This is a genomic window from Enterobacter sp. WP_7_1 (assembly GCF_003688535.1).
Classification (GTDB): domain Bacteria; phylum Pseudomonadota; class Gammaproteobacteria; order Enterobacterales; family Enterobacteriaceae; genus Enterobacter; species Enterobacter asburiae.
The window spans coordinates 34,545-58,166 of record NZ_REFK01000003.1 but is presented as its reverse complement, the minus strand read 5'-3'; the positions used below and the strand labels follow the sequence as shown (position 1 = coordinate 58,166).

The window sequence follows — 23,622 nt, the reverse complement described above, 5'->3', positions numbered from 1 at the left end:
CTGCGCGAAAGGATGAAAAAAGAGGGCGAATGCGAGGTCCGCGTATGAAACGCAAACCCCGTCGCCATGCTCTTTCTGTGCCTGTGCGCCACGGTTAAAGTTCAGTGGGAAGCCCGACGAGCCTGGGGAGGTTCACTGATATGTTGTACGATAAATCCCTTGAGAAGGATAACTGTGGTTTCGGCCTGATCGCCCACATAGAAGGCGAACCTAGCCACAAGGTAGTGCGTACTGCTATTCACGCACTGGCCCGAATGCAGCACCGTGGCGCGATTCTTGCCGACGGTAAAACCGGCGACGGTTGCGGCCTGCTGCTGCAAAAACCGGATCGTTTCTTCCGCATCGTGGCGGAAGAGCGCGGCTGGCGTTTAGCCAAAAACTACGCTGTCGGCATGCTGTTCCTGAACCAGGATCCTGAAAAGGCTGCCGCCTCACGCCGCATCGTCGAAGAAGAACTTCAGCGCGAAACCCTGTCGATTGTCGGCTGGCGCAATGTGCCAACCAACGAAGGGGTGCTCGGTGAAATCGCCCTCTCCTCGCTGCCTCGTATTGAACAGATTTTCGTTAATGCGCCTGCGGGCTGGCGTCCACGCGATATGGAACGCCGTCTGTTTATCGCCCGCCGCCGCATTGAAAAACGTCTCCAGGACGATAAAGAGTTCTACGTTTGTAGCCTCTCTAACCTGGTGAACATCTATAAAGGTCTGTGTATGCCGGCTGACCTGCCGCGCTTCTACCTGGACCTGGCGGACCTGCGTCTGGAATCGGCCATTTGCCTGTTCCACCAGCGCTTCTCCACCAACACCGTTCCACGCTGGCCGCTGGCTCAGCCGTTCCGCTACCTGGCGCACAACGGCGAGATCAACACCATCACCGGTAACCGCCAGTGGGCCCGCGCCCGTACCTATAAGTTCCAGACGCCACTGATCCCTGACCTGCACGATGCCGCGCCGTTCGTGAACGAAACCGGCTCTGACTCCAGCTCAATGGATAACATGCTGGAACTGCTGCTGGCAGGCGGGATGGACATCGTGCGCGCCATGCGTCTGCTTGTGCCACCGGCCTGGCAGAACAACCCGGATATGGACCCCGAGCTGCGCGCGTTCTTCGACTTTAACTCCATGCACATGGAACCGTGGGACGGCCCGGCGGGCATCGTCATGTCCGACGGTCGCTTCGCTGCCTGTAACCTGGACCGTAACGGTCTGCGTCCGGCGCGCTACGTCATCACCAAAGACAAGCTCATTACCTGCGCCTCTGAGGTCGGTATCTGGGATTACCAGCCTGACGAAGTGGTCGAGAAGGGCCGCGTCGGTCCGGGCGAGCTGATGGTTATCGACACCCGCGGCGGGCGCATTCTGCACTCAGCCGAAACCGATCACGATCTGAAAAGCCGCCATCCGTACAAAGAGTGGATGGAGAAGAACGTGCGTCGCCTCGTGCCGTTCGAAGATTTATCGGATGAAGAAGTGGGTCGTCGCGAACTGGACGACGATATGCTTGCGAGCTTCCAGAAACAGTTTAACTACAGCGCGGAAGAGCTGGACTCTGTTATTCGCGTACTGGGTGAAAACGGTCAGGAAGCGGTCGGCTCCATGGGGGACGATACCCCGTTTGCCGTGCTCTCCAGCCAGCCACGCATCATTTACGATTACTTCCGTCAGCAGTTCGCGCAGGTCACCAACCCGCCGATCGACCCGCTGCGCGAAGCGCACGTGATGTCGCTGGCGACCAGCATCGGTCGCGAGATGAACGTTTTCTGCGAAGCAGAAGGCCAGGCGCACCGTCTGACCTTTAAATCGCCGATCCTGCTGTACTCCGATTTCAAACAGCTCACCACCATGAAAGAGGAGCACTACCGCGCCGACACGCTCGATATTACTTTCGACGTGACCGAAGCGAGCCTCGAAGAGACGGTGAATGCGCTGTGTGACAAAGCCGAACAGATGGTGCGTAACGGTACCGTTCTGCTGGTGCTGTCCGACCGTAATATCGCGAAAAACCGTCTGCCGGTACCTGCCCCCATGGCGGTTGGCGCCATCCAGACGCGTCTGGTCGATAAGAGCCTGCGCTGCGACGCCAACATCATTGTTGAAACCGCAAGCGCCCGCGACCCGCACCACTTTGCCGTGCTGTTAGGCTTCGGCGCGACGGCAATCTACCCGTACCTGGCCTACGAAACGCTGGCCCGCCTGGTGGATACCCGCGCGATCGATAAAGATTACCGCGCGGTGATGCTGAACTACCGTAACGGCATCAACAAAGGTCTGTACAAGATCATGTCCAAAATGGGCATCTCGACCATTGCCTCCTACCGCTGTTCGAAGCTGTTTGAAGCGGTCGGCCTGCATGATGAGGTCGCCAACCTCTGCTTCCAGGGCGTGGTCAGCCGCATCGGCGGCGCCGGTTTTGCTGACTTCCAGCAGGATTTGGTGAACCTGTCCAAACGCGCCTGGCTGGCACGTAAGCCGCTGGATCAGGGCGGTCTGCTGAAATACGTTCACGGCGGCGAGTATCATGCCTATAACCCGGACGTGGTGCGCACGCTGCAGCAGGCGGTTCAGAGCGGTGAATACAGTGATTACCAGCAGTACGCTGAGCTGGTAAATAACCGTCCGGCGGCAACGCTGCGCGACCTCATTGCCCTGAACCCGGGTGATGAAGCGGTCAGCATTGACGAGGTTGAGCCTGCATCCGAGTTGTTCAAACGCTTTGATACCGCGGCGATGTCCATCGGCGCGCTGAGCCCAGAGGCCCACGAAGCGCTGGCGGAAGCCATGAACAGCATCGGCGGCAACTCCAACTCCGGCGAAGGCGGTGAAGATCCGGCGCGTTACGGCACCAACAAAGTGTCCCGCATCAAGCAGGTGGCATCCGGTCGCTTTGGCGTAACGCCTGCGTACCTGGTCAACGCCGACGTGATCCAGATTAAAGTCGCTCAGGGTGCTAAACCGGGCGAAGGCGGTCAGCTACCGGGTGATAAAGTTACCCCGTACATCGCCAAACTGCGCTATTCCGTGCCGGGCGTGACGCTGATCTCCCCGCCGCCGCACCACGATATCTACTCTATCGAGGACTTAGCGCAGCTGATTTTCGACCTGAAGCAGGTCAACCCGAAGGCGATGATCTCCGTTAAGCTGGTTTCCGAACCGGGCGTCGGCACCATCGCCACCGGCGTGGCGAAAGCCTATGCGGATCTCATCACCATCGCCGGCTACGACGGCGGTACCGGTGCAAGCCCGCTCTCCTCCGTGAAATACGCGGGCTGTCCGTGGGAGCTTGGCCTGGTGGAAACCCAGCAGGCGCTGGTGGCTAACGGTCTGCGTCACAAGATCCGCCTACAGGTGGACGGCGGCCTGAAAACGGGCCTCGACATCATTAAAGCGGCGATCCTCGGCGCGGAAAGCTTCGGCTTCGGTACCGGCCCAATGGTTGCGCTCGGCTGTAAATACCTGCGTATTTGCCATCTGAACAACTGCGCAACCGGCGTTGCTACCCAGGACGAGAAGCTGCGTAAGAACCACTATCACGGTCTGCCGTTCAAAGTGACCAACTACTTTGAGTTCATCGCCCGCGAAACCCGCGAGCTGATGGCGCAGCTGGGTGTGAAACGCCTGGTGGACCTGATTGGCCGTACCGACCTGCTGAAAGAGCTGGAAGGCTTCACGGCGAAGCAGCAGAAGCTGGAGCTGAGCAAGCTGCTGGAAACCGCGCAGCCGCACCCGGGCAAAGCGGTCTACTGTACCGAGAACAACCCGCCGTTCGATAACGGCGTGTTGAACGCACAGCTGCTGCAGCAGGCGAAACCGTACGTGGACGACAAGCAGAGCAAAACGTTCTGGTTTGATATCCGCAACACCGACCGCTCCGTGGGTGCCTCCCTTTCCGGCTACATCGCGCAGACGCACGGTGACCAGGGGCTGGCAGCGGATCCGATTACCGCGCACTTCAGCGGTACCGCGGGTCAGAGCTTCGGCGTATGGAACGCAGGCGGCGTTGAGCTGTACCTGACCGGCGATGCCAACGACTACGTCGGTAAAGGCATGGCGGGCGGTCTGCTGGCGGTGCGTCCTCCGGTCGGCTCAGCCTTCCGCAGCCATGAAGCCAGCATCATCGGTAACACCTGCCTGTACGGCGCGACCGGCGGTCGTCTGTTTGCAGCAGGCCGTGCGGGCGAGCGTTTTGCGGTGCGTAACTCCGGTGCTATCACCGTGGTGGAAGGCATTGGCGATAACGGTTGTGAATACATGACGGGCGGGATTGTTTGCGTTCTGGGTAAAACCGGCGTGAACTTCGGCGCGGGCATGACGGGCGGTTTTGCGTACGTCCTGGACGAAGACGGCGAGTTCCGCAAACGCGTGAACCCGGAGCTGGTAGAAGTGCTGGACGTTGATACGCTGGCTATCCATGAAGAACACCTGCGCGGCTTGATTACCGAACACGTGCAGCATACCGGTTCTTCGCGCGGCGAAGAGATCCTGGCGAACTGGCCGGCGTTCTCTGCGAAATTCGCGCTGGTTAAGCCGAAGTCCAGCGATGTTAAAGCCCTGTTGGGTCACCGTAGTCGTAGCGCAGCAGAGCTGCGCGTGCAGGCGCAGTAAGGAATTCAGATGAGCCAGAACGTATACCAGTTTATCGACCTGCAGCGTGTTGATCCGCCAAAGAAACCGCTGAAGATCCGCAAAATTGAATTTGTTGAAATCTACGAGCCGTTTTCAGAAGGCCAGGCCAAGGCACAGGCAGACCGCTGCCTGTCCTGCGGTAACCCTTACTGCGAATGGAAATGTCCGGTACACAACTACATCCCGAACTGGCTGAAGCTGGCCAATGAAGGACGTATTTTTGAAGCCGCCGAGCTGTCTCACCAGACCAACACCCTGCCGGAAGTGTGCGGCCGCGTGTGTCCTCAGGACCGTCTGTGCGAAGGCTCCTGTACGCTGAACGACGAATTCGGTGCGGTGACCATCGGCAACATCGAGCGCTATATCAACGATAAAGCGTTCGAGATGGGCTGGCGTCCGGATATGACCGGCGTGAAGCAAACCGACAAGCGCGTGGCCATTATCGGCGCGGGCCCGGCGGGCCTGGCCTGTGCGGACGTCCTGACCCGCAACGGCGTGAAGGCGGTGGTCTTTGACCGTCATCCGGAAATCGGCGGTCTGCTGACCTTCGGTATCCCGGCCTTCAAGCTGGAAAAAGAGGTTATGACCCGTCGCCGTGAAATCTTCACCGGTATGGGCATTGAGTTCAAATTGAACGTGGAAGTGGGCCGCGACGTACAGCTCGACGACCTGCTGAAGGATTACGACGCCGTGTTCCTCGGCGTGGGCACCTATCAGTCCATGCGCGGCGGTCTTGAGAACGAAGATGCGCCGGGCGTGTTTGACGCGCTGCCGTTCCTGATTGCCAACACCAAGCAGATCATGGGCTACGGCGAAACCGCCGATGAGCCGTTCGTCAGCATGGAAGGCAAACGCGTGGTGGTGCTGGGCGGCGGTGATACCGCGATGGACTGCGTGCGTACCTCCATTCGTCAGAATGCGGCACACGTGATCTGCGCCTATCGTCGTGACGAAGAGAACATGCCGGGCTCTAAGCGCGAAGTGAAAAACGCGCGTGAAGAGGGCGTGGAGTTCCAGTTCAACATCCAGCCTCTGGGTATTGAAGTGAATGCCAACGGTAAAGTGAGCGGCGTGAAGATGGCGCGCACTGAGATGGGCGCACCGGATGCGAAGGGCCGTCGTCGCGCCGAGATCGTCGCCGGTTCTGAGCACGTGATCCCGGCCGATGCCGTGGTGATGGCGTTCGGTTTCCGTCCTCACAGCATGGAATGGCTGGCGAAGCACAGCGTTGAGCTGGATTCGCAGGGCCGCGTGATTGCGCCAGAAGGCAGCGACAACGCATTCCAGACCAGCAACCCGAAAATCTTCGCCGGTGGCGATATCGTTCGCGGTTCTGACCTGGTGGTAACAGCGATTGCCGAAGGCCGTAAGGCGGCTGACGGGATCCTGAACTACCTGGAAGTGTAAAAAAAAACAGGCCCGATTGGGCCTGTTTTTTATTTCACGACGCGAAGAGCCGGACGACCACCGCGCGGAGGCGGATCGTCATCAGGGTCATTGTCGTCGTGACGATCGGGTTTATCGCCATCAATAAGTGACATCACCGTGTCGCTTTCGCGCTCATCGGATGCGTTGTCATCATTCAGGCTGGCAACATCTTCATCATACGCCGCTTCCGGCTCGAACATGGTACCCGCACCGTTTTCACGCGCGTAGATAGCCAGCACGGCTGCCAGAGGTACGGAAACCTGACGCGGCACGCCGCCGAAACGCGCGTTGAAGCGCACTTCATCGTTAGCCAGCTCCAGGTTACCCACCGCACGCGGCGCAATGTTCAGTACGATCTGTCCGTCACGCGCGTATTCCATAGGAACCAGCACGCCCGGCAACGTCACATCCACAACCAGGTGCGGCGTGAGCTGGTTATCCAGCAGCCATTCATAGAAGGCGCGCAGCAGATAAGGACGGCGTGGGGTAAGTTGTGACATTTCCACAGTCATTAGCCTCGGCCGAGACGCATTTCACGTTCCGGTTCAGTTAAAGATGCCAGGAAAGAGTCGCGTTCAAATACGCGAGTCATATAGCCCTTCAGCTCTTTCGCACCAGGACCGCTGAACTCTACGCCCAGGGTTGGCAGACGCCACAGCAGCGGTGCCAGGTAGCAATCCACCAGGCTGAACTCATCGCTCAGGAAGAATGGTTTCTGACCAAACACCGGGGCGATAGCCAGCAGCTCTTCACGCAGTTGCTTACGCGCAGCGTCGGCTTCAGAAGCGGAACCGCTGACGATAACGTTCATCAGCGAGTACCAGTCTTTTTCGATACGCTGCATGTACAGGCGGCTTTCACCACGCGCGACAGGGTAAACAGGCATCAGTGGCGGATGCGGGAAACGCTCATCCAGATATTCCATAATGATACGGGATTCCCACAGGGTCAGCTCGCGATCCACCAGAGTCGGTACGCTTTGGCTCGGGTTGAGATCGATCAGATCCTGAGGCGGGTTATCCTTTTCCACATGCTCGATCTCAAAACTGACACCCTTCTCGGCCAGCACGATACGAACCTGATGGCTATAAATGTCAGTAGGACCAGAAAACAGCGTCATTACCGAACGTTTGTTGGCAGCGACAGCCATGAAAACCTCCAGGTATATTCAGAATTTTTACTGCTACCAGCCCAACAGGGGCCAGCCAGATGTTGTATCGCCCATCTCAGAGAAAACGCATTGTTCAAGAAACGAACAAAAATCGAGTATTCACCGATATTTGGGCAGAAAATTGGATGATAGTTTACCAGATTTTGATGGCTTTGTGGTGAGGGGATTCTGGAAATGTGGAAAAAGAGAAGATATATGCATGGATATTGTGGATAACCTGCGCATTATCCATAAAAAAACCCGCCGAAGCGGGTTTTTCGCCAATCGTTCTGCGTAAGCAGAATGGATTAACGTTTGGAGAACTGTGGACGACGACGTGCTTTACGCAGACCCACTTTCTTACGTTCAACCTGACGCGCGTCACGAGTAACGAAGCCAGCTTTACGCAGTTCAGAACGCAGGGATTCGTCGTACTCCATCAGAGCGCGGGTGATACCGTGACGGATCGCACCTGCCTGACCGGAGATACCACCACCTTTAACGGTGATGTACAGATCCAGTTTTTCTACCATATCAACCAGTTCCAGCGGCTGGCGAACTACCATGCGGGCAGTTTCGCGACCGAAGTATTGTTCCAGAGAACGCTGGTTGATTACGATTTTACCACTGCCCGGTTTGATGAAAACGCGAGCTGCGGAACTTTTGCGGCGACCAGTGCCGTAGTATTGATTTTCAGCCATTGCCTATAATCCCGATTAGATGTCAAGAACTTGCGGTTGCTGTGCCGCGTGGTTGTGCTCGTTGCCTGCGTAAACTTTCAGTTTACGGAACATAGCACGACCCAGCGGGCCTTTTGGCAGCATGCCTTTAACCGCGATTTCAATCACACGCTCAGGACGGCGGGCAATCATCTCTTCAAAGGTCGCTTCTTTGATACCACCGATGTGGCCGGTGTGGTGATAGTACACTTTGTCAGTACGCTTGTTGCCGGTTACAGCAACTTTATCAGCGTTCAGAACGATGATGTAATCACCGGTATCAACGTGCGGAGTGTATTCCGCTTTATGCTTACCGCGCAGGCGACGAGCCAGTTCAGTAGCCAGACGGCCCAGAGTTTTACCGGTCGCGTCAACAACATACCAGTCGCGCTGTACGGTTTCTGGTTTAGCTGTAAAAGTTTTCATTAAAAGCTTACCCAAATAAATAAGTTACACGTTGGTGAACACCCAAACGTTTAGTCAGTTGAGGCTCACACGACAAAGTCCGGCAAACCTACCCCTTCGAATAGCACATGCCGACACATAGAAAGTTTTGGGAAAAAAACCTTCTCGTAACGTGGGGTCGCAAGATTATAGAGAAGTTGAGGTCAAAGATCGACCCTTAAATGCGTTTTGGAATGGGTTTTTCGGGGGTGGGTATTGTGCGGTCTGGTGCCCTCACCCCCAGCCCCTCTCCCACGGGAGAGGGTGGCATTTGTTACGGCATATGCTCCAGCTTCAGGTATTCTTCGCTCTGCATCTCCTGCAGGCGCGACAGGCAGCGCTGGAACTCAAACTTCAGCCGCTCGCCCTGGTAAATCTCATATAAAGGTACCTCAGCGCTGACCACCAGCTTGACGTGACGCTCATAAAACTCGTCCACCAGCGCAATGAAGCGCCGTGCTTCGCTCTCCATCAGCCGCGTCATCACCGGCACGTCCAGCACCATCACGGTGTGGAACAGACGCGAAAGCGCAATGTAGTCATGCTGGCTGCGGGCATCCACGCAGAGCGTCGTAAAGGAGACCGCCAGCGTTTGGTTTTCGACGCCGAGTGTGGGCAGCGGTCGATGGTTAATCTCGAGTTCCGGGGCGTGCTCGCGTTTTGCTCCCGCCAGCGCCAGCCAGAGTGTATCCATCTCGCGGGTGGTCTCTGCATTTAACGGCGAAAGCCACAGATGCGCCTGGGTCAGCGTGCGCAGACGATAATCGACACCGGCATCGACGTTCATGATGTCGCAGTGCTGCTTGATGGCATCGATGGCGGGCAGGAAGCGTGCCCGCTGCAGGCCGTTACGATAGAGCTCATCCGGCGGGATATTCGACGTGGCCACCAGCGTGATCCCGCGGGCAAATAGCGCTTTCATCAGGCCGCCTAGCAGCATGGCATCGGTGATGTCAGACACAAAAAACTCATCGAAGCAGAGCACGTCCGTTTCAGCTTTGAACCTGTCGGCCACAATCTCCAGCGGATCGCTCTTGCCCTGCAGTGCGGTCAGCTCTTCATGCACCCGCAGCATAAAACGATGGAAGTGCAGACGCTGCTTACGTGCGCCAGGCAGGCTCATATAAAACAGGTCCATCAGCCAGGTTTTTCCGCGACCGACCCCGCCCCACATATATAAACCGCGCACCGGCGCGTGAGCCTGTGGCGCTTTTTTACCGAGTAACCGCCCAAATGCCGCCTTTAACCCACCGTTCTGTTCGACTTCAGCGGGTTTTGCCGTGAGCTCCTGGTAAATCATCTCCAGGCGGTTTACCGCCTCACGTTGAACGTCATCAGGCTGATGAGTGCCCTCGTTAAGGGCCAGTTGATATCGCGATGCAGGGGACAGGTTTTGCATAATCTTATTGTTATTCCTTCAATTAACGCTCACCAGCAGACGTGACTGATGAAAAAAAGGCCGTTCTACACTACGCGATGATACGTCAGGATTCCACTTCTGCAGAAATAGCGGTTATAGTGGCATTATCAGGCACAGGCAGGAGCCGAGCCAACACCCTACGGAACAACAAGACAACGGGAGAAGTTCATGACCTGGGAATATGCGCTAATCGGTTTAGTCGTCGGCATCGTCATTGGTGCTGTGGCCATGCGTTTCGGTAATCGCAAATTGCGTCAGCAGCAGTCACTGCAGTACGAACTGGAAAAGAACAAAGCCGAGCTGGAAGAGTATCGCGAAGAGCTGGTCAGCCATTTTGCCCGTAGCGCCGAGCTGCTGGACAACATGGCAACCGACTATCGTCAGCTGTATCAACATATGGCAAAAAGCTCCAGCAGCCTGCTGCCGGAAATGACCGCGGAAACCAACCCGTTCCGCAACCGTCTGGCTGACTCTGAAGCCGGTAACGATCAGGCGCCCGTTCAGATGCCTCGCGACTATTCCGATGGCGCGTCCGGCCTGCTGCGCGGCGGTGTAAAACGCGATTAATCGCACAACCTGAATTTATTTTACGGGCGCAGCGATTGCGCCCGTCCTTTCTTGATGACCCCAGCTATCATTTAGTTACATACCTCATTGTTCAGCGGTTTAAAATTCAATAACATCAACGTGTTTTTAGGGCCGTTTTTCCTTTATTCCAGGTTACGAGAGTCAACATCGATGAAGAAAAAAAACCAGCTGTTGAGCGCTATCGCGTTAAGTGTCGGGTTATCTCTCTCGGCGTCCGTCCCTGTATTCGCCGCCATTCCTTCCCAGGTGCCTGGCCAGGCGGCCATTCCAAGCCTCGCGCCAATGCTGGAAAAAGTGTTGCCTGCGGTCGTCAGCGTTCAGGTTGAGGGCACCGCAGTACAAAGCCAACGCGTCCCTGAAGAACTGAAAAAATATTTTGGCGATGAGTCTCCGGACCAGCAGGCGCAGCCTTTTGAAGGCCTGGGCTCTGGCGTCATTATTGATGCGGCAAAAGGCTATATTCTCACCAACAATCACGTCATCAGCCAGGCCGATAAAATCAGCGTCCAGCTGAACGATGGCCGTGAATTTGATGCCAAACTGATCGGCGGCGATGATCAGAGCGACATCGCGCTGCTTCAGGTGCAAAACCCAAGCAACCTGACCCAGATTGCCATCGCGGATTCCGACAAACTGCGCGTCGGCGATTTTGCCGTCGCCGTGGGCAACCCCTTTGGTTTAGGGCAGACCGCGACTTCCGGGATCGTCTCGGCGCTCGGGCGCAGCGGCCTCAATCTGGAAGGGCTGGAAAACTTTATCCAGACCGATGCCTCAATCAACCGTGGTAACTCCGGCGGGGCATTGCTCAACCTTAACGGCGAGCTGATTGGGATTAACACGGCAATTCTGGCCCCGGGCGGCGGCAGCATCGGGATCGGTTTTGCTATCCCCAGCAATATGGCCAAAACGCTGGCGCAGCAGCTCATCCAGTTCGGTGAAATCAAACGCGGGCTGCTGGGTATTAAAGGGATGGAGATGAGCGCGGATATCGCAAAAGCGTTCAACATCAACGTGCAGCGCGGGGCGTTTGTCAGTGAAGTGCTGCCAAACTCCGGCTCGGCAAAAGCGGGCGTGAAGTCAGGTGATGTGATCGTCAGCCTGAACGACAAACCGCTGAGCAGCTTTGCAGAACTGCGTTCGCGGATTGCCACAACGGAGCCTGGCGCCAAAGTGAAGCTGGGCCTGATACGTGACGGTAAGCCGCTTGACGTTGAAGTGACGCTGGATAAGAGCACCTCTTCCTCGGCCAGTGCGGAGCTTATCGCCCCGGCGCTGCAAGGGGCTACGCTGAGCGATGGGCAGCTGAAGGACGGTACGAAAGGCATTAGCATCGACACCGTCGAGAAGAGCAGCCCTGCGGCACAGGCTGGATTGCATCAGGATGACGTGATCATCGGTGTCAACCGCAACCGCGTGCAGTCTATTGCCGAACTGCGCAAGGTGCTGGAAAGTAAACCGGCGGTTATTGCCCTGCAGGTCATGCGTGGCAATGAGTCCATCTATATTCTGTTGCGCTAAGCATTTGCGACCCGGACATCACCGCTGCGTGTGATGTCCGGATAACTCATGTTATGCTGCAAATCGTTCCTTTTTTAACGACACGCGCATCATGCTTTTAAAGCTCTTACGTTCTACTGTCATCGGTTTGATTGTCGCTGGCCTGCTGCTGCTGGCGCTGCCGTCTTTACGTCAGTTCAATAAACTGTCGGCTCCCCAGTTCGACAGCACGGATGAAACGCCGGCCACCTATAACCAGGCCGTTCGCCGTGCCGCACCTGCCGTGGTTAACGTCTATAACCGAGGCCTGAATACCTCAGCCCATAACCAGCTGGAGATCCGCACCCTCGGCTCCGGCGTGATCATGGACGAGCGCGGCTACATTATTACCAACAAGCACGTGATTAACGATGCCGACCAGATCATCGTCGCTCTGCAGGATGGCCGCGTGTTTGAGGCGTTACTCGTTGGTTCTGACAGCCTGACCGACCTGGCCGTGCTGAAAATTAATGCCACGGGCGGTTTGCCGGTCATCCCGATCAACCGTAAACGTACCCCGCATATTGGTGACGTCGTACTGGCTATCGGTAACCCTTACAACCTGGGCCAGACCATCACCCAGGGGATAATCAGCGCGACCGGTCGTATCGGTTTGAACCCCTCCGGGCGGCAGAACTTCCTGCAAACCGATGCCTCCATCAACCACGGTAACTCCGGCGGAGCGCTGGTCAACTCATTGGGCGAGCTGATGGGTATCAATACCCTCTCGTTCGATAAAAGTAACGACGGTGAGACGCCGGAAGGGATCGGCTTTGCCATTCCGTTCCAGCTGGCGACCAAAATTATGGATAAACTGATCCGCGACGGACGCGTGATCCGCGGCTATATCGGTATCGGCGGGCGCGAAATTGCGCCGTTGCACACCCAGGGCGGCGGTATCGATCAGATTCAGGGCATCGTGGTTAACGAGGTGGCACCGGGTGGTCCGGCGGCTAACGCGGGGATTCAGGTAAACGATGTCATTGTGTCGGTCAACGGCACGCCAGCGGTCTCCGCGCTGGAGACGATGGATCAGGTGGCAGAAATTCGCCCGGGTTCTATCATCCCTGTTGAGGTCATGCGCAACGATAAGAAACTGACGCTGCACGTAACGATTCAGGAATACCCGGCCACTAACTGACAGGCATAAAAAAACGGAGCGATAAGCTCCGTTTTTTTTACCGGGAGACGGTTCGTATTACTTGTTAACGAACTCTTCGCCCAGGGTGATATCTTTCTTCAGCGTATCCAGCATGCCTTCCATCGCGTGTTGTTCAAACGCGCTCAGCGTACCAATGGATTTACGCTCTTCGATACCGTTTTTACCCAGCAGCAGCGGCTGAGAGAAGAAGCGAGCGTGTTCGCCATCGCCTTCAACGTAAGCGCATTCAACAACGCCTTTCTCGCCCTGCAGAGCGCGAACCAGTGACAGACCAAAACGTGCAGCCGCCTGGCCCATAGACAGGGTCGCAGAACCGCCACCCGCCTTCGCTTCCACCACTTCGGTGCCCGCGTTCTGGATGCGTTTAGTCAGGTCAGCCACTTCCTGCTCGGTGAAGCTCACGCCTGGGATCTGCGACAGCAGAGGCAGGATGGTAACGCCAGAGTGACCGCCGATGACCGGAACTTCCACTTCTGTTGGCTGTTTGCCTTTCAGCTCAGCAACAAAGGTGTTGGAACGGATGATATCCAGCGTGGTCACGCCGAACAGTTTGTTTTTGTCGTAAACACCCGCTTTCTTCAGCACTTCTGCCGCGATAGCCACGGTGGTGTTCACCGGGTTAGTGATGATACCGATGCATGCTTTCGGGCAGACTTCTGCAATCTGCTGCACCAGGTTTTTCACGATGCCCGCGTTGACGTTGAACAGGTCTGAACGATCCATGCCTGGCTTACGCGCCACGCCTGCAGAAATCAGCACCACGTCGGCACCCTGCAGTGCAGGACGTGCATCTTCACCGGAGAAGCCTTTGATTTTTACAGCGGTCGGGATGTGGCTCAGGTCAACCGCCACACCTGGGGTTACCGGGGCAATATCGTACAGGGAGAGTTCTGAGCCTGAAGGCAGTTGGGTTTTCAGTAGTAGGGCAAGCGCCTGGCCGATACCACCAGCAGCGCCGAGGACTGCGACTTTCATCCTAAACTCCTTATTATGGTTAACTTAAGTATCTGTAAATCCGTTGCGGCGACCATAATTCAGCAAGTAAATAATTACAATTTTCGTAGCTAAAGAATTTGAGGTCACGCGACTTTATCTCTCACCAGAAGACTATCTGACGACAGAGGGCAACGCTTTAAGAGGTGGTTACAATACACCCTGCCCCGCCACCAAAACAACATCATTTTGATAACATTTAATTTACTTTTAAGCTTATTTGCGCGGCGTGACCCAGGCATGTTTTCTGATAACGAAATCTGATAAAATCACTCCCTTTCATAACATTATTTCAGCCTGGCGCTGAGTAGATAATTTGCATAAAAATTCATCCACATGCATAATAATGTTGTTTCTATCGTCATATTCCGGGTGACTTATGCGAAGCTCGTCTAAGCAAGAAGAATTAGTAAAGGCGTTTAAGGCGCTACTCAAAGAAGAGAAATTCAGTTCTCAGGGAGAAATTGTTCAGGCGCTGCAGGAACAAGGCTTCGATAATATCAATCAGTCGAAAGTCTCCCGCATGTTAACGAAATTTGGCGCGGTGCGTACGCGAAACGCCAAGATGGAGATGGTCTATTGCCTGCCGGCAGAACTTGGCGTGCCGACCACCTCCAGCCCGCTCAAGAATCTGGTTCTGGATATCGATCATAACGACGCCGTCGTGGTGATCCACACAAGCCCGGGTGCCGCGCAGCTGATTGCCCGCATGCTGGACTCGCTGGGTAAAACGGAGGGTATCCTCGGGACTATCGCCGGCGATGACACCATCTTCACCACACCGGCTAGCGGTTTCTCCGTGAAAGATCTCCACGAAGCGATTCTGGTTCTGTTCGAACAGGAACTCTAATCCCCCCTCCCCGTAGCGCCGCTGCGGGGATCGTTCTGCTTCTGCTGCGTTTCCCCCTCTTTTCCACTGCCCTTTACTTTGACAAATAGTGCTTTTTACCACCTATTAACATTCATCTGGTGAATGCTAAATCAAAAAATCGCACAAAAAATCAAAAAGCTGCTATCCATATGATTTTATTAGATATAACCAACAATGATGTACAAAAAACACCCAATATTATGCATTTTGGTTATAAAAAACAGACTGGTTAACACGTAATAACAAGGGAAACCATTAGTCTGGTATTAATTTTTACCGTTATTAGTGTATACTTGATTTTGTGATGAGGGTCACGAAACAAGACCCCACTAAAAAATTCGACGAGGTAAGAATCATGAAAATCAAATCAACTGTAGCGGCGCTCAGCGTCCTGTCCGTCCTGTCATTCGGTGCTTTCGCAGCAGACTCTATCAATGCTGACCAGGCGCAATCCCGCCAGGCCATCGGTACGGTTTCTGTCGGCGCGGTCGGCACATCGCCAATGGACATGCATGAGATGCTGAACAAAAAAGCGGAAGAACAGGGTGCGTCATCCTATCGCATCATCGAAGCGCGTTCTGGTGACCACTGGCACGCCACCGCTGAGCTGTACAAATAAGTTTTAGTAATAGCTGAAAACGTAAATCTCCACTCAACGGCACCAGGCATAAAAATAGCGGTTCAACCCTTCTCGCCGTTGAGTAAAAAACCCTATTCAGGAGTAAAGACTATGAAAACCAAATTGATCATCGCAACCCTCGGTCTGGCATCTGTTCTCTCTTTCGGCGCAAGCGCAGCCGTACAGCAGGTAAATGCCGACCAGGCACAAAATCTACAGCGTATGGGCAGCATCTCCGTAACGTCTGTCACCGGTTCACCGATGGATATCCGCCACGAACTTGCCGCCAAAGCTGAAAAAGCAGGCGCCAGCAGCTACCGCGTCACCGAACTGAATCAGGGTGACCACTGGCATGCAACGGCAGAACTGTATAAATAAACCCTCGTCGTATCTCATCATACGACTTGCCCCTGGCCTCATGGTCAGGGGCTTTTTTTCATTCAATGCCGCGCGTTAAAGCGCAGCTGCCCTTCAAGCTCTTCTTCCGCTTCATCGAACAGCAATATCAGCGCGCCAAAACGTCTTCGCAGCTTATCGGGCAAATGGATGAACTCAATTTCCAGCGGTAGCGGCAACTGACTGCCGGTGACCACGTCCCACAGCGTATCCAGATTCGTCACGCTTTCCCGTTCAAGATTAAACGCCCGGATAAATTCACGGTAGAAGTCTTCCTGACTGTCGATCTCGTCAAAATCAAACGTATAGGTTTTCATTGCCAGCCACCCAGTCCAGGCGAGCGGCAGATGCCGCCCTGTCTATTATAATCCCCCAATATGCAGGGTTTTAACTTCCAGATACTCTTCCAGCCCCAGCACGGAGCCCTCTCGTCCAAGACCTGACTCTTTTACGCCGCCAAAGGGCCCGAGCTCCGTGGAGACGGCGCACTCGTTGATGCCGATCATCCCGCTCTCGATGGCCTGTGAAACGCGGAAGACCCGAGAAAGATTCTGGGTGTAGAAGTAAGCCGCCAGTCCATAGGGGGTGTTGTTGGCGCGCTGGATAACTTCATCTTCCGAGGTAAAACGGAAGCACGCCGCCACCGGGCCAAACGTCTCTTCTTCTGCGAGCTTCATGCCTTCATGGCAGTCACCCAGTACGGTTGGCATCCAGAAATTCCCGCCAAGCGGATGAGGCTTCCCACCAGCCAGTACGGTTGCGCCCCGGGCAACGGCATCGTCGACATGCTCACGCACCTTGTTGACCGCCGAAGGTTCAATCAGCGGCCCGACCACGACCCCGTCTTCGAGACCATTACCCACCTTCAGCGCCTTCACCGCATCGGCAAGTTTATTCACAAATTTGTCGTAGACGGTTTCCTGAATATAAAAACGGTTCACGCTGACGCAGACCTGCCCGGCATTGCGGAACTTGTTGGCGATCGCGCCCTTAACCGCTGCGTCGATGTCCGCATCCTCAAAAACGATATACGGGGCATTTCCCCCCAGCTCCATCGAGACTTTTTTCATGGTTTCTGCGGCGTTACGCACCAGCGTTTTGCCGACGGAGGTTGAGCCGGTAAAGGAGATTTTACGCACGTCGCGGCTTGCCATAATCGCATCGCTGATTTCATGCGTATTCCCGGCCACGGCGTTGAGCACGCCGTCGGGCACTCCGGCCTGTTTCGCCAGCGTAAGCAGCGCAAAGGCGCTGAGCGGCGTGTTGTTGGCCGGTTTAATTACCCCGGTGCATCCGGCCGCCAGCGCCGGGCCTAACTTGCGGGTGAGCATGGCCATCGGGAAGTTCCACGGCGTAATCGCCGCGACCACGCCAATGGGTTCACGGGTCGCCAGAATGCGTGAGCCGGGTTTGATCGGCGGAATAATTTCACCGTTCGCGCGTTTGGCCTCTTCGGCAAACCACTGGATAAAGCTGGCGGCATACTCGACTTCTCCCTCCGCCTCTTTCAGGGGTTTGCCCTGTTCGGTGGTCATCAACCGCCCGAGCCAGCTTTTATTATCAATAATCAGCTCGTACCAGCGGTAGAGAATCGCCGAGCGCTCTTTCGCGGTTTTGGCACGCCATGCCGGGAAGGCCTGGGTAGCCGCTGCGATAGCGTCTTCGGTTTGCGCTTTACCCGCTTTTGCGACTTTAGCAATGACCTCACCGGTCGCGGGGTCCAGCACATCAAAGGTTGTATCCAGCGTTTTCCAGATTCCGTTGACCAGATAACCGGTCTGAAAAAGGATGTGGTCCTGAAGCGCCTGGGTCGTCATGTGTTCTCCCTTTCTGAAATGTAAGAACGTGCTGGACTAAGTATAGCCACAAAAAAACCGACGCTTTTGGCGTCGGTTTTTTACTTCAGTCAGTTATCCGTGAGGGCATTCTGGTAGCGATGCAGCATAAACACCAGCCGTCCTACCGGCTCGGTCACCTGAGGCGGCGCCTCCCAGTGCTTGAGCTTTTCCTGATAGGTATCGAGCTCTTCAAGCAGCTGCGTAAAGTAGCGACGCCGTTTGTCATCGCTGCTGGCAGAAAGCACGTGATCGGCGGTACGACGCAGCTGGCGGTGCCAGGCCGACAGATCGTCGTTGATCGGCACGGGCGCGTTACGCAAACGCTGGTGCGCGATGATCATGGTTAACGCCAGCCGGAACTTCCCGATATCGCCCGGGAACTTGTTCAGCAGTAAAAACAGCTGCTGGTAGAGCGCGGGCAGATGGTTCTCTTTACGGCGCGCGGTATTGGTAGTCAAAGACGACACGGCAGCCGACACGAACTGGTTCAGCAGCACGCGGCCCGTTCTTGCCTGCGAGTTATCCCGCACCAGCAGTATCACCATCATGGCCAGGAAGCAGCCCACCAGCTGGCCTAACGCGCTGTCGAGGAACTGGCTGAAATGGAAGGTCATCGGATTATCGAGCACGATGATGTTAATCGTACTCGCCAGCGCCCCCAGCGATCCCAGGCGCCGCTTTTGCACTTCAATGCCGATAAAGAACGCCATTACCGCCAGGCTAATACAGAGCAGCAGCATGCTCTGTTGCGTCGACGGGATGATGACCAGGAAATAGAGCGCGCCTATCGGCAGGGCGGCAATGGTGCCGTAGAGGAAATCAACGGCAACCATACGCGGGTTAGGCAGACGCATCGCCAGTGCGGTCACGACGGCAATCATCACCATCGCGCCGCTGCCGGACGTCCAGCCCGTCCACAGCCAGAACAGCGTACCGAGCATGCAGGCAAGCGTCGTACGCCAGAAGTTGACCATGGCGTGATGGCGCTCGGCGGATTCCGCCTTGATCACCACTTCCCCCTGCAGCACCTCTTCTTCCGCCGCGCTGATTTTGGTGTTGCCGATCACTCCGCGCTTCAGCAGCAGGTAGCGCGTCGCGGCGCCGACCCATGTGTAGATGGTTACCGGCGTGTCGCGCTCCCCGGTCCAGGCAATCACCCGGCGCATGCGCTTAAGCTGCTTATGCACGTCCTGTACGGTTTCCACCGGCTCGGCAAACAGTTCGCGGAACGTATCGGTGACCGCTTCCGGGCGGGTGTTCTGAATCAGATAGGTTTCACATGCCTGGGTAATCAGCGTCAGAGAGACGGTGTTGAGGGCTTTCAGACGACGATTCGCGCGGGCCCAGCGCGAGGACTCCATATTAAGATTGCTGCGCATCCCTTCCAGCGCCTGCGTACGGCGTACCAGCCCGCTCCAGGCTTTATCCACCTCTTCGCTGTCGCCGTGCTTAATGCACAGCTGCATCAGCTGATACTGGGCAACGATCAGCGCGTCAAGCTCACGGTCGACTTCCTGCTTGATGGAGCGCGGGGAGAAAAGCAGATCAGCGACGATCGCGCTGACAATACCAATCACAATTTCGCTGCATCGCTCCACCGCAAACTGCGGGGCCAGCAGCGGCTCGGACTGGATGGTGATGATAATAATCAGCGCGGTATAGCCCGCCAGCCCCCAGGCGTAGGAGTTCTCCACTTTCACCAGAGACGAGATCCAGGTGCAGAAACCCGCCCAGATGCAGCAGACCATCAGCATCAACAGCGGGGTGCGGATCATGAGAATAATAATGGTCAGCGCCGCGAAACAGCCGATAAACGTCCCGATGATACGCAGCATCCCGCGATAGCGGATCGCGCCTGAATAGGGTTCCCCGCCCGCGGCAAAGGCCGGGCCCGCCGCGACAATCGCAGCCGTCAGCACTGCCCAGCGAGGGGTTTCAAGCTGGAAGTGAAAGCCAACAAACAGCGCCAGCACGATGGCGCACGCCAGCTTCACGGCGAAGCGAATGTGCTGGCTGGCGATGGAAAAGATACCCATGGCGATTAACCAAACTCGCGCAGGCGGTGGGCAATTTTACGGAAGAACGAGTCCTGGCTGGCATCCCGGTCCTTTTCACCGGTGATCACCACCGTCGCCGTGGTACCCGCGGGCCACAGATTTCCCTGCTGTTCATCCAGGTGGATGCGCACCGGCACGCGCTGGGCCAGACGCACCCACTCCAGGTTGGAATCGACCGTCGCCATCCCTTTGGCATCGTTAGAGCTGCTGGAGTTAGTCACCCCTGCGGCAACGCTGTCGACGGTGCCTTTAAAGACGCGGTTGCTGCCGAGCGGCGTGATTTCAGCCCGGTAACCTGGGCGCACGCCTTCCAGCTTGGTCTCTTCCATATAGGCGAGCACGTAGAAGGAGTTCTGTTTAACCAGCGCCACGGCGGTAGAGCCACGGGTAATGAATTCCCCGGCATAGACGTTGAGGTTGGTCACCCAGCCATCTGACGGCGCGCGGATCACGGTGCGCTCGAGATCGAGCTTCGCCAGATCGCGCGTTGCCTGCGCTTTCGCCAGCTGGTGCAGCACGGTTTGCAGCACGTTGTTGGACTGGTCAATCTCTTCACGGGACATTGCCTGAACGCCCAGCTGATTACGGCGGCCTGCCTCGCGGCGTTTCTCCGCAGCGAGCGCCTGATAATAGGCCACGTCCGCTTCCGCCTCTTCCAGCGCTTTCTGGTAACGAGGCTGGTCGATGGTGAACAGGACCTGATCTTTTTTCACCAGCTGGTTATCGTGGACGTTAACCGCCGTGATAAGACCGGCCACGTCAGGGGCTATTGCCACCACATCGGCGCTGAAGCGTGCATCACGCGTCCACGGTGATTCGGTGTAATAAACCCAGGCGCGGAAAATAGCGATGAAGGCGAGGATAACCAGCGCCATTGTGATGGCAGTGCGGGAGATTTTTCTTGTTAGCGTTTTCACATCAACCTCAGACAAACATGCGCGATATCAGGTAAAACAGGCAGCAATACAGCGCGGTATTGAACAATGCAGGGTGCCAGACGAAATCGTAGATCCCGGTAGGGACCAGCACCTTGCGCACCAGCCAGAAGATCGCCAGTGATAAAAGAAGCTCGAAAAATATCGGTGGGAACGACAGACCGAACACCACGATAACGGGAAACAGACTCATGTTGACCTTGATAAGAGAGAGTGCAGGCTTCAGAATTTTTAAGCGTACGCCACCGCGGGAGAGCAAGAAACGCCGGGCGAGAATGGCGCAGCCGTTATGTAATTAATAATATATTAACGTAACTGTTATGCTGTTATCTATAATATGTGATCTAAATCACTTTTAAGCCAGAGTGAACAATGGAACGTTTAAAACGCATGTCGGTCTTCGCCAAAGTGGTTGAACTGGGCTCGTTTACCGCCGCTGCCCGCCAGCTTCAGATGAGCGTCTCATCCATCAGCCAGACGGTGTCCAAACTGGAAGATGAGCTTCAGGTCAAGCTGCTCAACCGCAGTACCCGCAGCATTGGGCTGACGGAAGCGGGTAAAATTTACTATCAGGGCTGTCGCCGTATGCTGCTTGAAGTGCAGGATGTTCACGAACAGCTCTATGCCTTCAACAACACCCCTATCGGCACGCTGCGCATCGGGTGTTCTTCAACTATGGCACAAAATGTTCTCGCTGCCATGACCGCGGATATGCTGAAAGAGTACCCTGGGCTTACCGTCAATCTGGTGACGGGTATCCCGGCGCCGGACCTGATTGCCGACGGGCTGGACGTGGTGATCCGCGTCGGCGCGTTGCAGGATTCCAGCCTGTTCTCGCGACGACTGGGCAGCATGCCGATGGTCGTCTGCGCCTCGAAAAGCTATCTGGCGCAGTACGGCGTTCCGGAGAAACCCGCCGATCTCACCAACCACTCGTGGCTGGAGTACAGCGTGCGGCCCGATAATGAATTTGAGCTGATCGCTCCGGAAGGGATCTCCACCAGGCTGCTGCCGGAAGGACGGTTTGTCACTAACGATCCGATGACCATTTCGCGCTGGCTGGTGGCCGGGGCCGGGATCGCCTACGTGCCGTTAATGTGGGTGATCAACGAGATCAACAGCGGCGTGCTGGAGATCCTCTTCCCGCGCTACCAGTCCGATCCGCGTCCGGTGTACGCCCTGTATACCGAAAAAGACAAACTCCCGCTCAAGGTACAGGTGTGTATTAACTATCTGACCGAGTATTTTGTGGACGTGGCGGAGTTGTTTCAGGGGATGCGGGGGAGAAGGAAAGAGTAGGCCTTTTTTCATAAGGACGAGGAAAAAAGACAGCGTGGAGCAGTACCCTCTCCCCTTTGGGGAGAGGGTCAGGAAATTACGCCGTGCCGCCCACCGTCAGGTTGTCCACCTTCAGCGTTGGCTGGCCTACGCCAACCGGCAGGCTCTGGCCCTCTTTACCGCAGACGCCCACGCCGTTATCCAGCTTCAGATCGTTACCGACCATGGAGATCTGCTGCATGGCTTCAATACCGGAGCCAATCAGCGTCGCGCCTTTCACCGCTTTGGTCACTTTGCCTTTCTCGATCAGATACGCTTCTGACGTGGAGAAAACAAACTTACCGGAGGTGATGTCCACCTGGCCGCCGCCAAAGTTTGGCGCAAAGATACCGTAATCAACGGATTCGATAATCTCCTGCGGCGTGGATTTGCCCGGCAGCATGTACGTGTTAGTCATGCGCGGCATCGGCAGATGCGCGTAAGATTCACGGCGTCCGTTGCCCGTCGGCGCTACGCCCATCAGGCGCGCGTTGAGTTTGTCCTGCATGTAGCCTTTCAGCACGCCGTTTTCGATCAGCACGTTGTACTGCCCTGGCGTACCTTCATCGTCGATAGCCACCGAGCCGCGGCGATCGCGCATGGTGCCGTCATCCACCACGGTGCACAGCTCAGAGGAGACGAGCTGCCCGATTTGACCGCTGAACACGGACGTCCCGCGACGGTTAAAGTCGCCTTCCAGGCCGTGGCCTACGGCCTCGTGCAACAGCACGCCCGGCCAGCCAGCGCCCAGCACCACCGGGAATGAGCCCGCCGGCGCCGCGACGGCATTCAGATTCACCAGCGCCATGCGCACGGCTTCTTTCGCCCACGCGTCGGCGCGCGCTTCACCGTCAACGTCGCCCAGGAACCAGTCATAGCCGAAACGACCGCCGCCGCCGCTTGAGCCGCGCTCGCGTTTGCCGTCGTCATCGACCTGCACGCTGATGGAGAGACGCACCAGCGGGCGAACGTCTGCCGCAAGGGTACCGTCCGTTGCCGCAACCAGAATCAACTCATACACACCGCTCAGGCTGGCAGAAACTTCCTGCACGCGTTTGTCCGCCGCGCGGGCAACTTTGTCCACGCGACGTAGGATATCCAGCTTCTCTTCACGGCTCATGCTCTGCAGCGGATCGATGCTGGTATAGAGCGCAGAGTGCTGCACTTCTCCCAGGGTTTTCACGCGACCATCGCCGGTATCACGCACAATGGTACGCGCGGCCTGTGCGCTCTGCTCAAGTGCGGTGAGGCTAATCTGATCGGCATAGGCGAAACCGGTTTTCTCGCCGCTGACGGCACGGACGCCGACGCCCTGGTCAATGTTGTAGGAGCCATCTTTGATGATGCTGTCTTCTAAAACCCAGGATTCGTGATAGCTCGACTGGAAATAAAGGTCGCCGTAGTCGAGACGGCGTTCGGTCAGTTGACCAAGAATGGAGAACAGGTCCTGATGGCTCAGGCCGTTCGCTGCGAGCAAATGTTCACTTACCAGGTTCAGACTCATCGTATTGCTACTCGTTCGTTGCC

Annotated in this window: 21 protein-coding genes; 9 read left to right on the top strand and 12 right to left on the bottom strand. The window is 56.2% G+C overall.

The window, feature by feature from the left end; all coding sequences use genetic code 11:
- The first annotated feature begins 140 nt into the window (after window positions 1–140).
- Complete coding sequence (gene gltB, locus BJ885_RS13375) at window positions 141–4,601, top strand: glutamate synthase large subunit (protein WP_121932119.1); 4,461 nt, start codon at window positions 141–143, stop codon at window positions 4,599–4,601.
- Window positions 4,602–4,610: 9 nt separating this feature from the next.
- Window positions 4,611–6,029, top strand: coding sequence for a glutamate synthase subunit GltD (gene gltD, locus BJ885_RS13370; protein ID WP_029740079.1), 1,419 nt, complete (start codon window positions 4,611–4,613; stop codon window positions 6,027–6,029).
- Between the two features lie 29 nt (window positions 6,030–6,058).
- Here gltD and sspB read toward each other — a convergent pair whose 3' ends face one another.
- From sspB to zapE, 5 genes are all read right to left on the bottom strand, one after another.
- The gene (sspB, locus tag BJ885_RS13365) at window positions 6,059–6,556 is read right to left on the bottom strand and encodes a ClpXP protease specificity-enhancing factor (RefSeq protein ID WP_029740078.1); all 498 of its coding nucleotides are present in this window, start codon (window positions 6,554–6,556) and stop codon (window positions 6,059–6,061) included.
- 5 nt (window positions 6,557–6,561) lie between these two features.
- On the bottom strand, window positions 6,562–7,200 hold the full coding sequence (gene sspA / locus BJ885_RS13360; protein ID WP_023333624.1) for a stringent starvation protein SspA: 639 nt from the start codon (window positions 7,198–7,200) through the stop codon (window positions 6,562–6,564).
- 308 nt (window positions 7,201–7,508) lie between these two features.
- Window positions 7,509–7,901 carry a 30S ribosomal protein S9 gene (rpsI, locus tag BJ885_RS13350; protein ID WP_003860436.1) on the bottom strand — a complete coding sequence of 131 codons (393 nt, stop codon included), beginning with the start codon at window positions 7,899–7,901 and terminating at the stop codon, window positions 7,509–7,511.
- A gap of 15 nt (window positions 7,902–7,916) precedes the next feature.
- Window positions 7,917–8,345, bottom strand: coding sequence for a 50S ribosomal protein L13 (gene rplM / locus BJ885_RS13345; RefSeq protein WP_006178824.1), 429 nt, complete (start codon window positions 8,343–8,345; stop codon window positions 7,917–7,919).
- Between the two features lie 292 nt (window positions 8,346–8,637).
- The gene (zapE, locus tag BJ885_RS13340; RefSeq protein ID WP_023309384.1) at window positions 8,638–9,762 is read right to left on the bottom strand and encodes a cell division protein ZapE; all 1,125 of its coding nucleotides are present in this window, start codon (window positions 9,760–9,762) and stop codon (window positions 8,638–8,640) included.
- Between the two features lie 189 nt (window positions 9,763–9,951).
- On the opposite strand from zapE, the gene zapG reads away from it, so the two are divergent.
- From zapG to degS, 3 genes are all read left to right on the top strand, one after another.
- Window positions 9,952–10,350 carry a Z-ring associated protein ZapG gene (gene zapG, locus BJ885_RS13335; protein ID WP_008502832.1) on the top strand — a complete coding sequence of 133 codons (399 nt, stop codon included), beginning with the start codon at window positions 9,952–9,954 and terminating at the stop codon, window positions 10,348–10,350.
- A 171-nt stretch (window positions 10,351–10,521) separates the two neighbouring features.
- On the top strand, window positions 10,522–11,889 hold the full coding sequence (gene degQ / locus BJ885_RS13330; protein WP_063442140.1) for a serine endoprotease DegQ: 1,368 nt from the start codon (window positions 10,522–10,524) through the stop codon (window positions 11,887–11,889).
- 91 nt (window positions 11,890–11,980) lie between these two features.
- Window positions 11,981–13,048, top strand: coding sequence for an outer membrane-stress sensor serine endopeptidase DegS (gene degS / locus BJ885_RS13325; protein ID WP_121932118.1), 1,068 nt, complete (start codon window positions 11,981–11,983; stop codon window positions 13,046–13,048).
- A 57-nt stretch (window positions 13,049–13,105) separates the two neighbouring features.
- On the opposite strand, the gene mdh is transcribed toward degS, so the two are convergent.
- Window positions 13,106–14,044, bottom strand: a complete 939-nt coding sequence (gene mdh / locus BJ885_RS13320) for a malate dehydrogenase (RefSeq protein ID WP_008502835.1) — start codon at window positions 14,042–14,044, stop codon at window positions 13,106–13,108.
- Between the two features lie 397 nt (window positions 14,045–14,441).
- Here mdh and argR point away from each other — a divergent pair, with 397 nt between their 5' ends.
- The 3 genes from argR to yhcN (BJ885_RS13305) all read left to right on the top strand — a co-directional run bounded on the left by argR (window position 14,442) and on the right by yhcN (BJ885_RS13305) (window position 15,930).
- Complete coding sequence (gene argR, locus BJ885_RS13315; RefSeq protein WP_023309388.1) at window positions 14,442–14,912, top strand: transcriptional regulator ArgR; 471 nt, start codon at window positions 14,442–14,444, stop codon at window positions 14,910–14,912.
- Window positions 14,913–15,288: 376 nt separating this feature from the next.
- Window positions 15,289–15,552, top strand: coding sequence for a peroxide/acid stress response protein YhcN (gene yhcN / locus BJ885_RS13310; protein WP_023309389.1), 264 nt, complete (start codon window positions 15,289–15,291; stop codon window positions 15,550–15,552).
- Window positions 15,553–15,663: 111 nt separating this feature from the next.
- Complete coding sequence (yhcN, locus tag BJ885_RS13305) at window positions 15,664–15,930, top strand: peroxide/acid stress response protein YhcN (RefSeq protein WP_023333630.1); 267 nt, start codon at window positions 15,664–15,666, stop codon at window positions 15,928–15,930.
- A 62-nt stretch (window positions 15,931–15,992) separates the two neighbouring features.
- On the opposite strand, the gene BJ885_RS13300 is transcribed toward yhcN (BJ885_RS13305), so the two are convergent.
- The 5 genes from BJ885_RS13300 to aaeX all read right to left on the bottom strand — a co-directional run bounded on the left by BJ885_RS13300 (window position 15,993) and on the right by aaeX (window position 20,971).
- Window positions 15,993–16,265 carry a barstar family protein gene (locus BJ885_RS13300; RefSeq protein WP_121932117.1) on the bottom strand — a complete coding sequence of 91 codons (273 nt, stop codon included), beginning with the start codon at window positions 16,263–16,265 and terminating at the stop codon, window positions 15,993–15,995.
- 45 nt (window positions 16,266–16,310) lie between these two features.
- The gene (locus BJ885_RS13295) at window positions 16,311–17,765 is read right to left on the bottom strand and encodes an NAD-dependent succinate-semialdehyde dehydrogenase (protein ID WP_121932116.1); all 1,455 of its coding nucleotides are present in this window, start codon (window positions 17,763–17,765) and stop codon (window positions 16,311–16,313) included.
- Window positions 17,766–17,854: 89 nt separating this feature from the next.
- Window positions 17,855–19,822, bottom strand: coding sequence for a p-hydroxybenzoic acid efflux pump subunit AaeB (aaeB, locus tag BJ885_RS13290; RefSeq protein WP_121932115.1), 1,968 nt, complete (start codon window positions 19,820–19,822; stop codon window positions 17,855–17,857).
- Window positions 19,823–19,827: 5 nt separating this feature from the next.
- Window positions 19,828–20,760: a p-hydroxybenzoic acid efflux pump subunit AaeA gene (gene aaeA / locus BJ885_RS13285; protein WP_023309394.1), complete on the bottom strand. Its 933-nt coding sequence runs from the start codon at window positions 20,758–20,760 to the stop codon at window positions 19,828–19,830.
- Window positions 20,761–20,767: 7 nt separating this feature from the next.
- A complete protein-coding gene (aaeX, locus tag BJ885_RS13280; RefSeq protein ID WP_003860416.1) occupies window positions 20,768–20,971 on the bottom strand; it encodes a p-hydroxybenzoic acid efflux pump operon protein AaeX in 204 nt (67 codons plus the stop codon).
- 179 nt (window positions 20,972–21,150) lie between these two features.
- Here aaeX and aaeR point away from each other — a divergent pair, with 179 nt between their 5' ends.
- A complete protein-coding gene (gene aaeR, locus BJ885_RS13275; protein ID WP_023309395.1) occupies window positions 21,151–22,077 on the top strand; it encodes an HTH-type transcriptional activator AaeR in 927 nt (308 codons plus the stop codon).
- 76 nt (window positions 22,078–22,153) lie between these two features.
- Here aaeR and tldD read toward each other — a convergent pair whose 3' ends face one another.
- Window positions 22,154–23,599 (bottom strand): metalloprotease TldD, encoded by a 1,446-nt coding sequence (gene tldD, locus BJ885_RS13270; protein ID WP_029740073.1) that lies wholly within the window; start codon window positions 23,597–23,599, stop codon window positions 22,154–22,156.
- Between the last annotated feature and the right edge of the window lie 23 nt (window positions 23,600–23,622).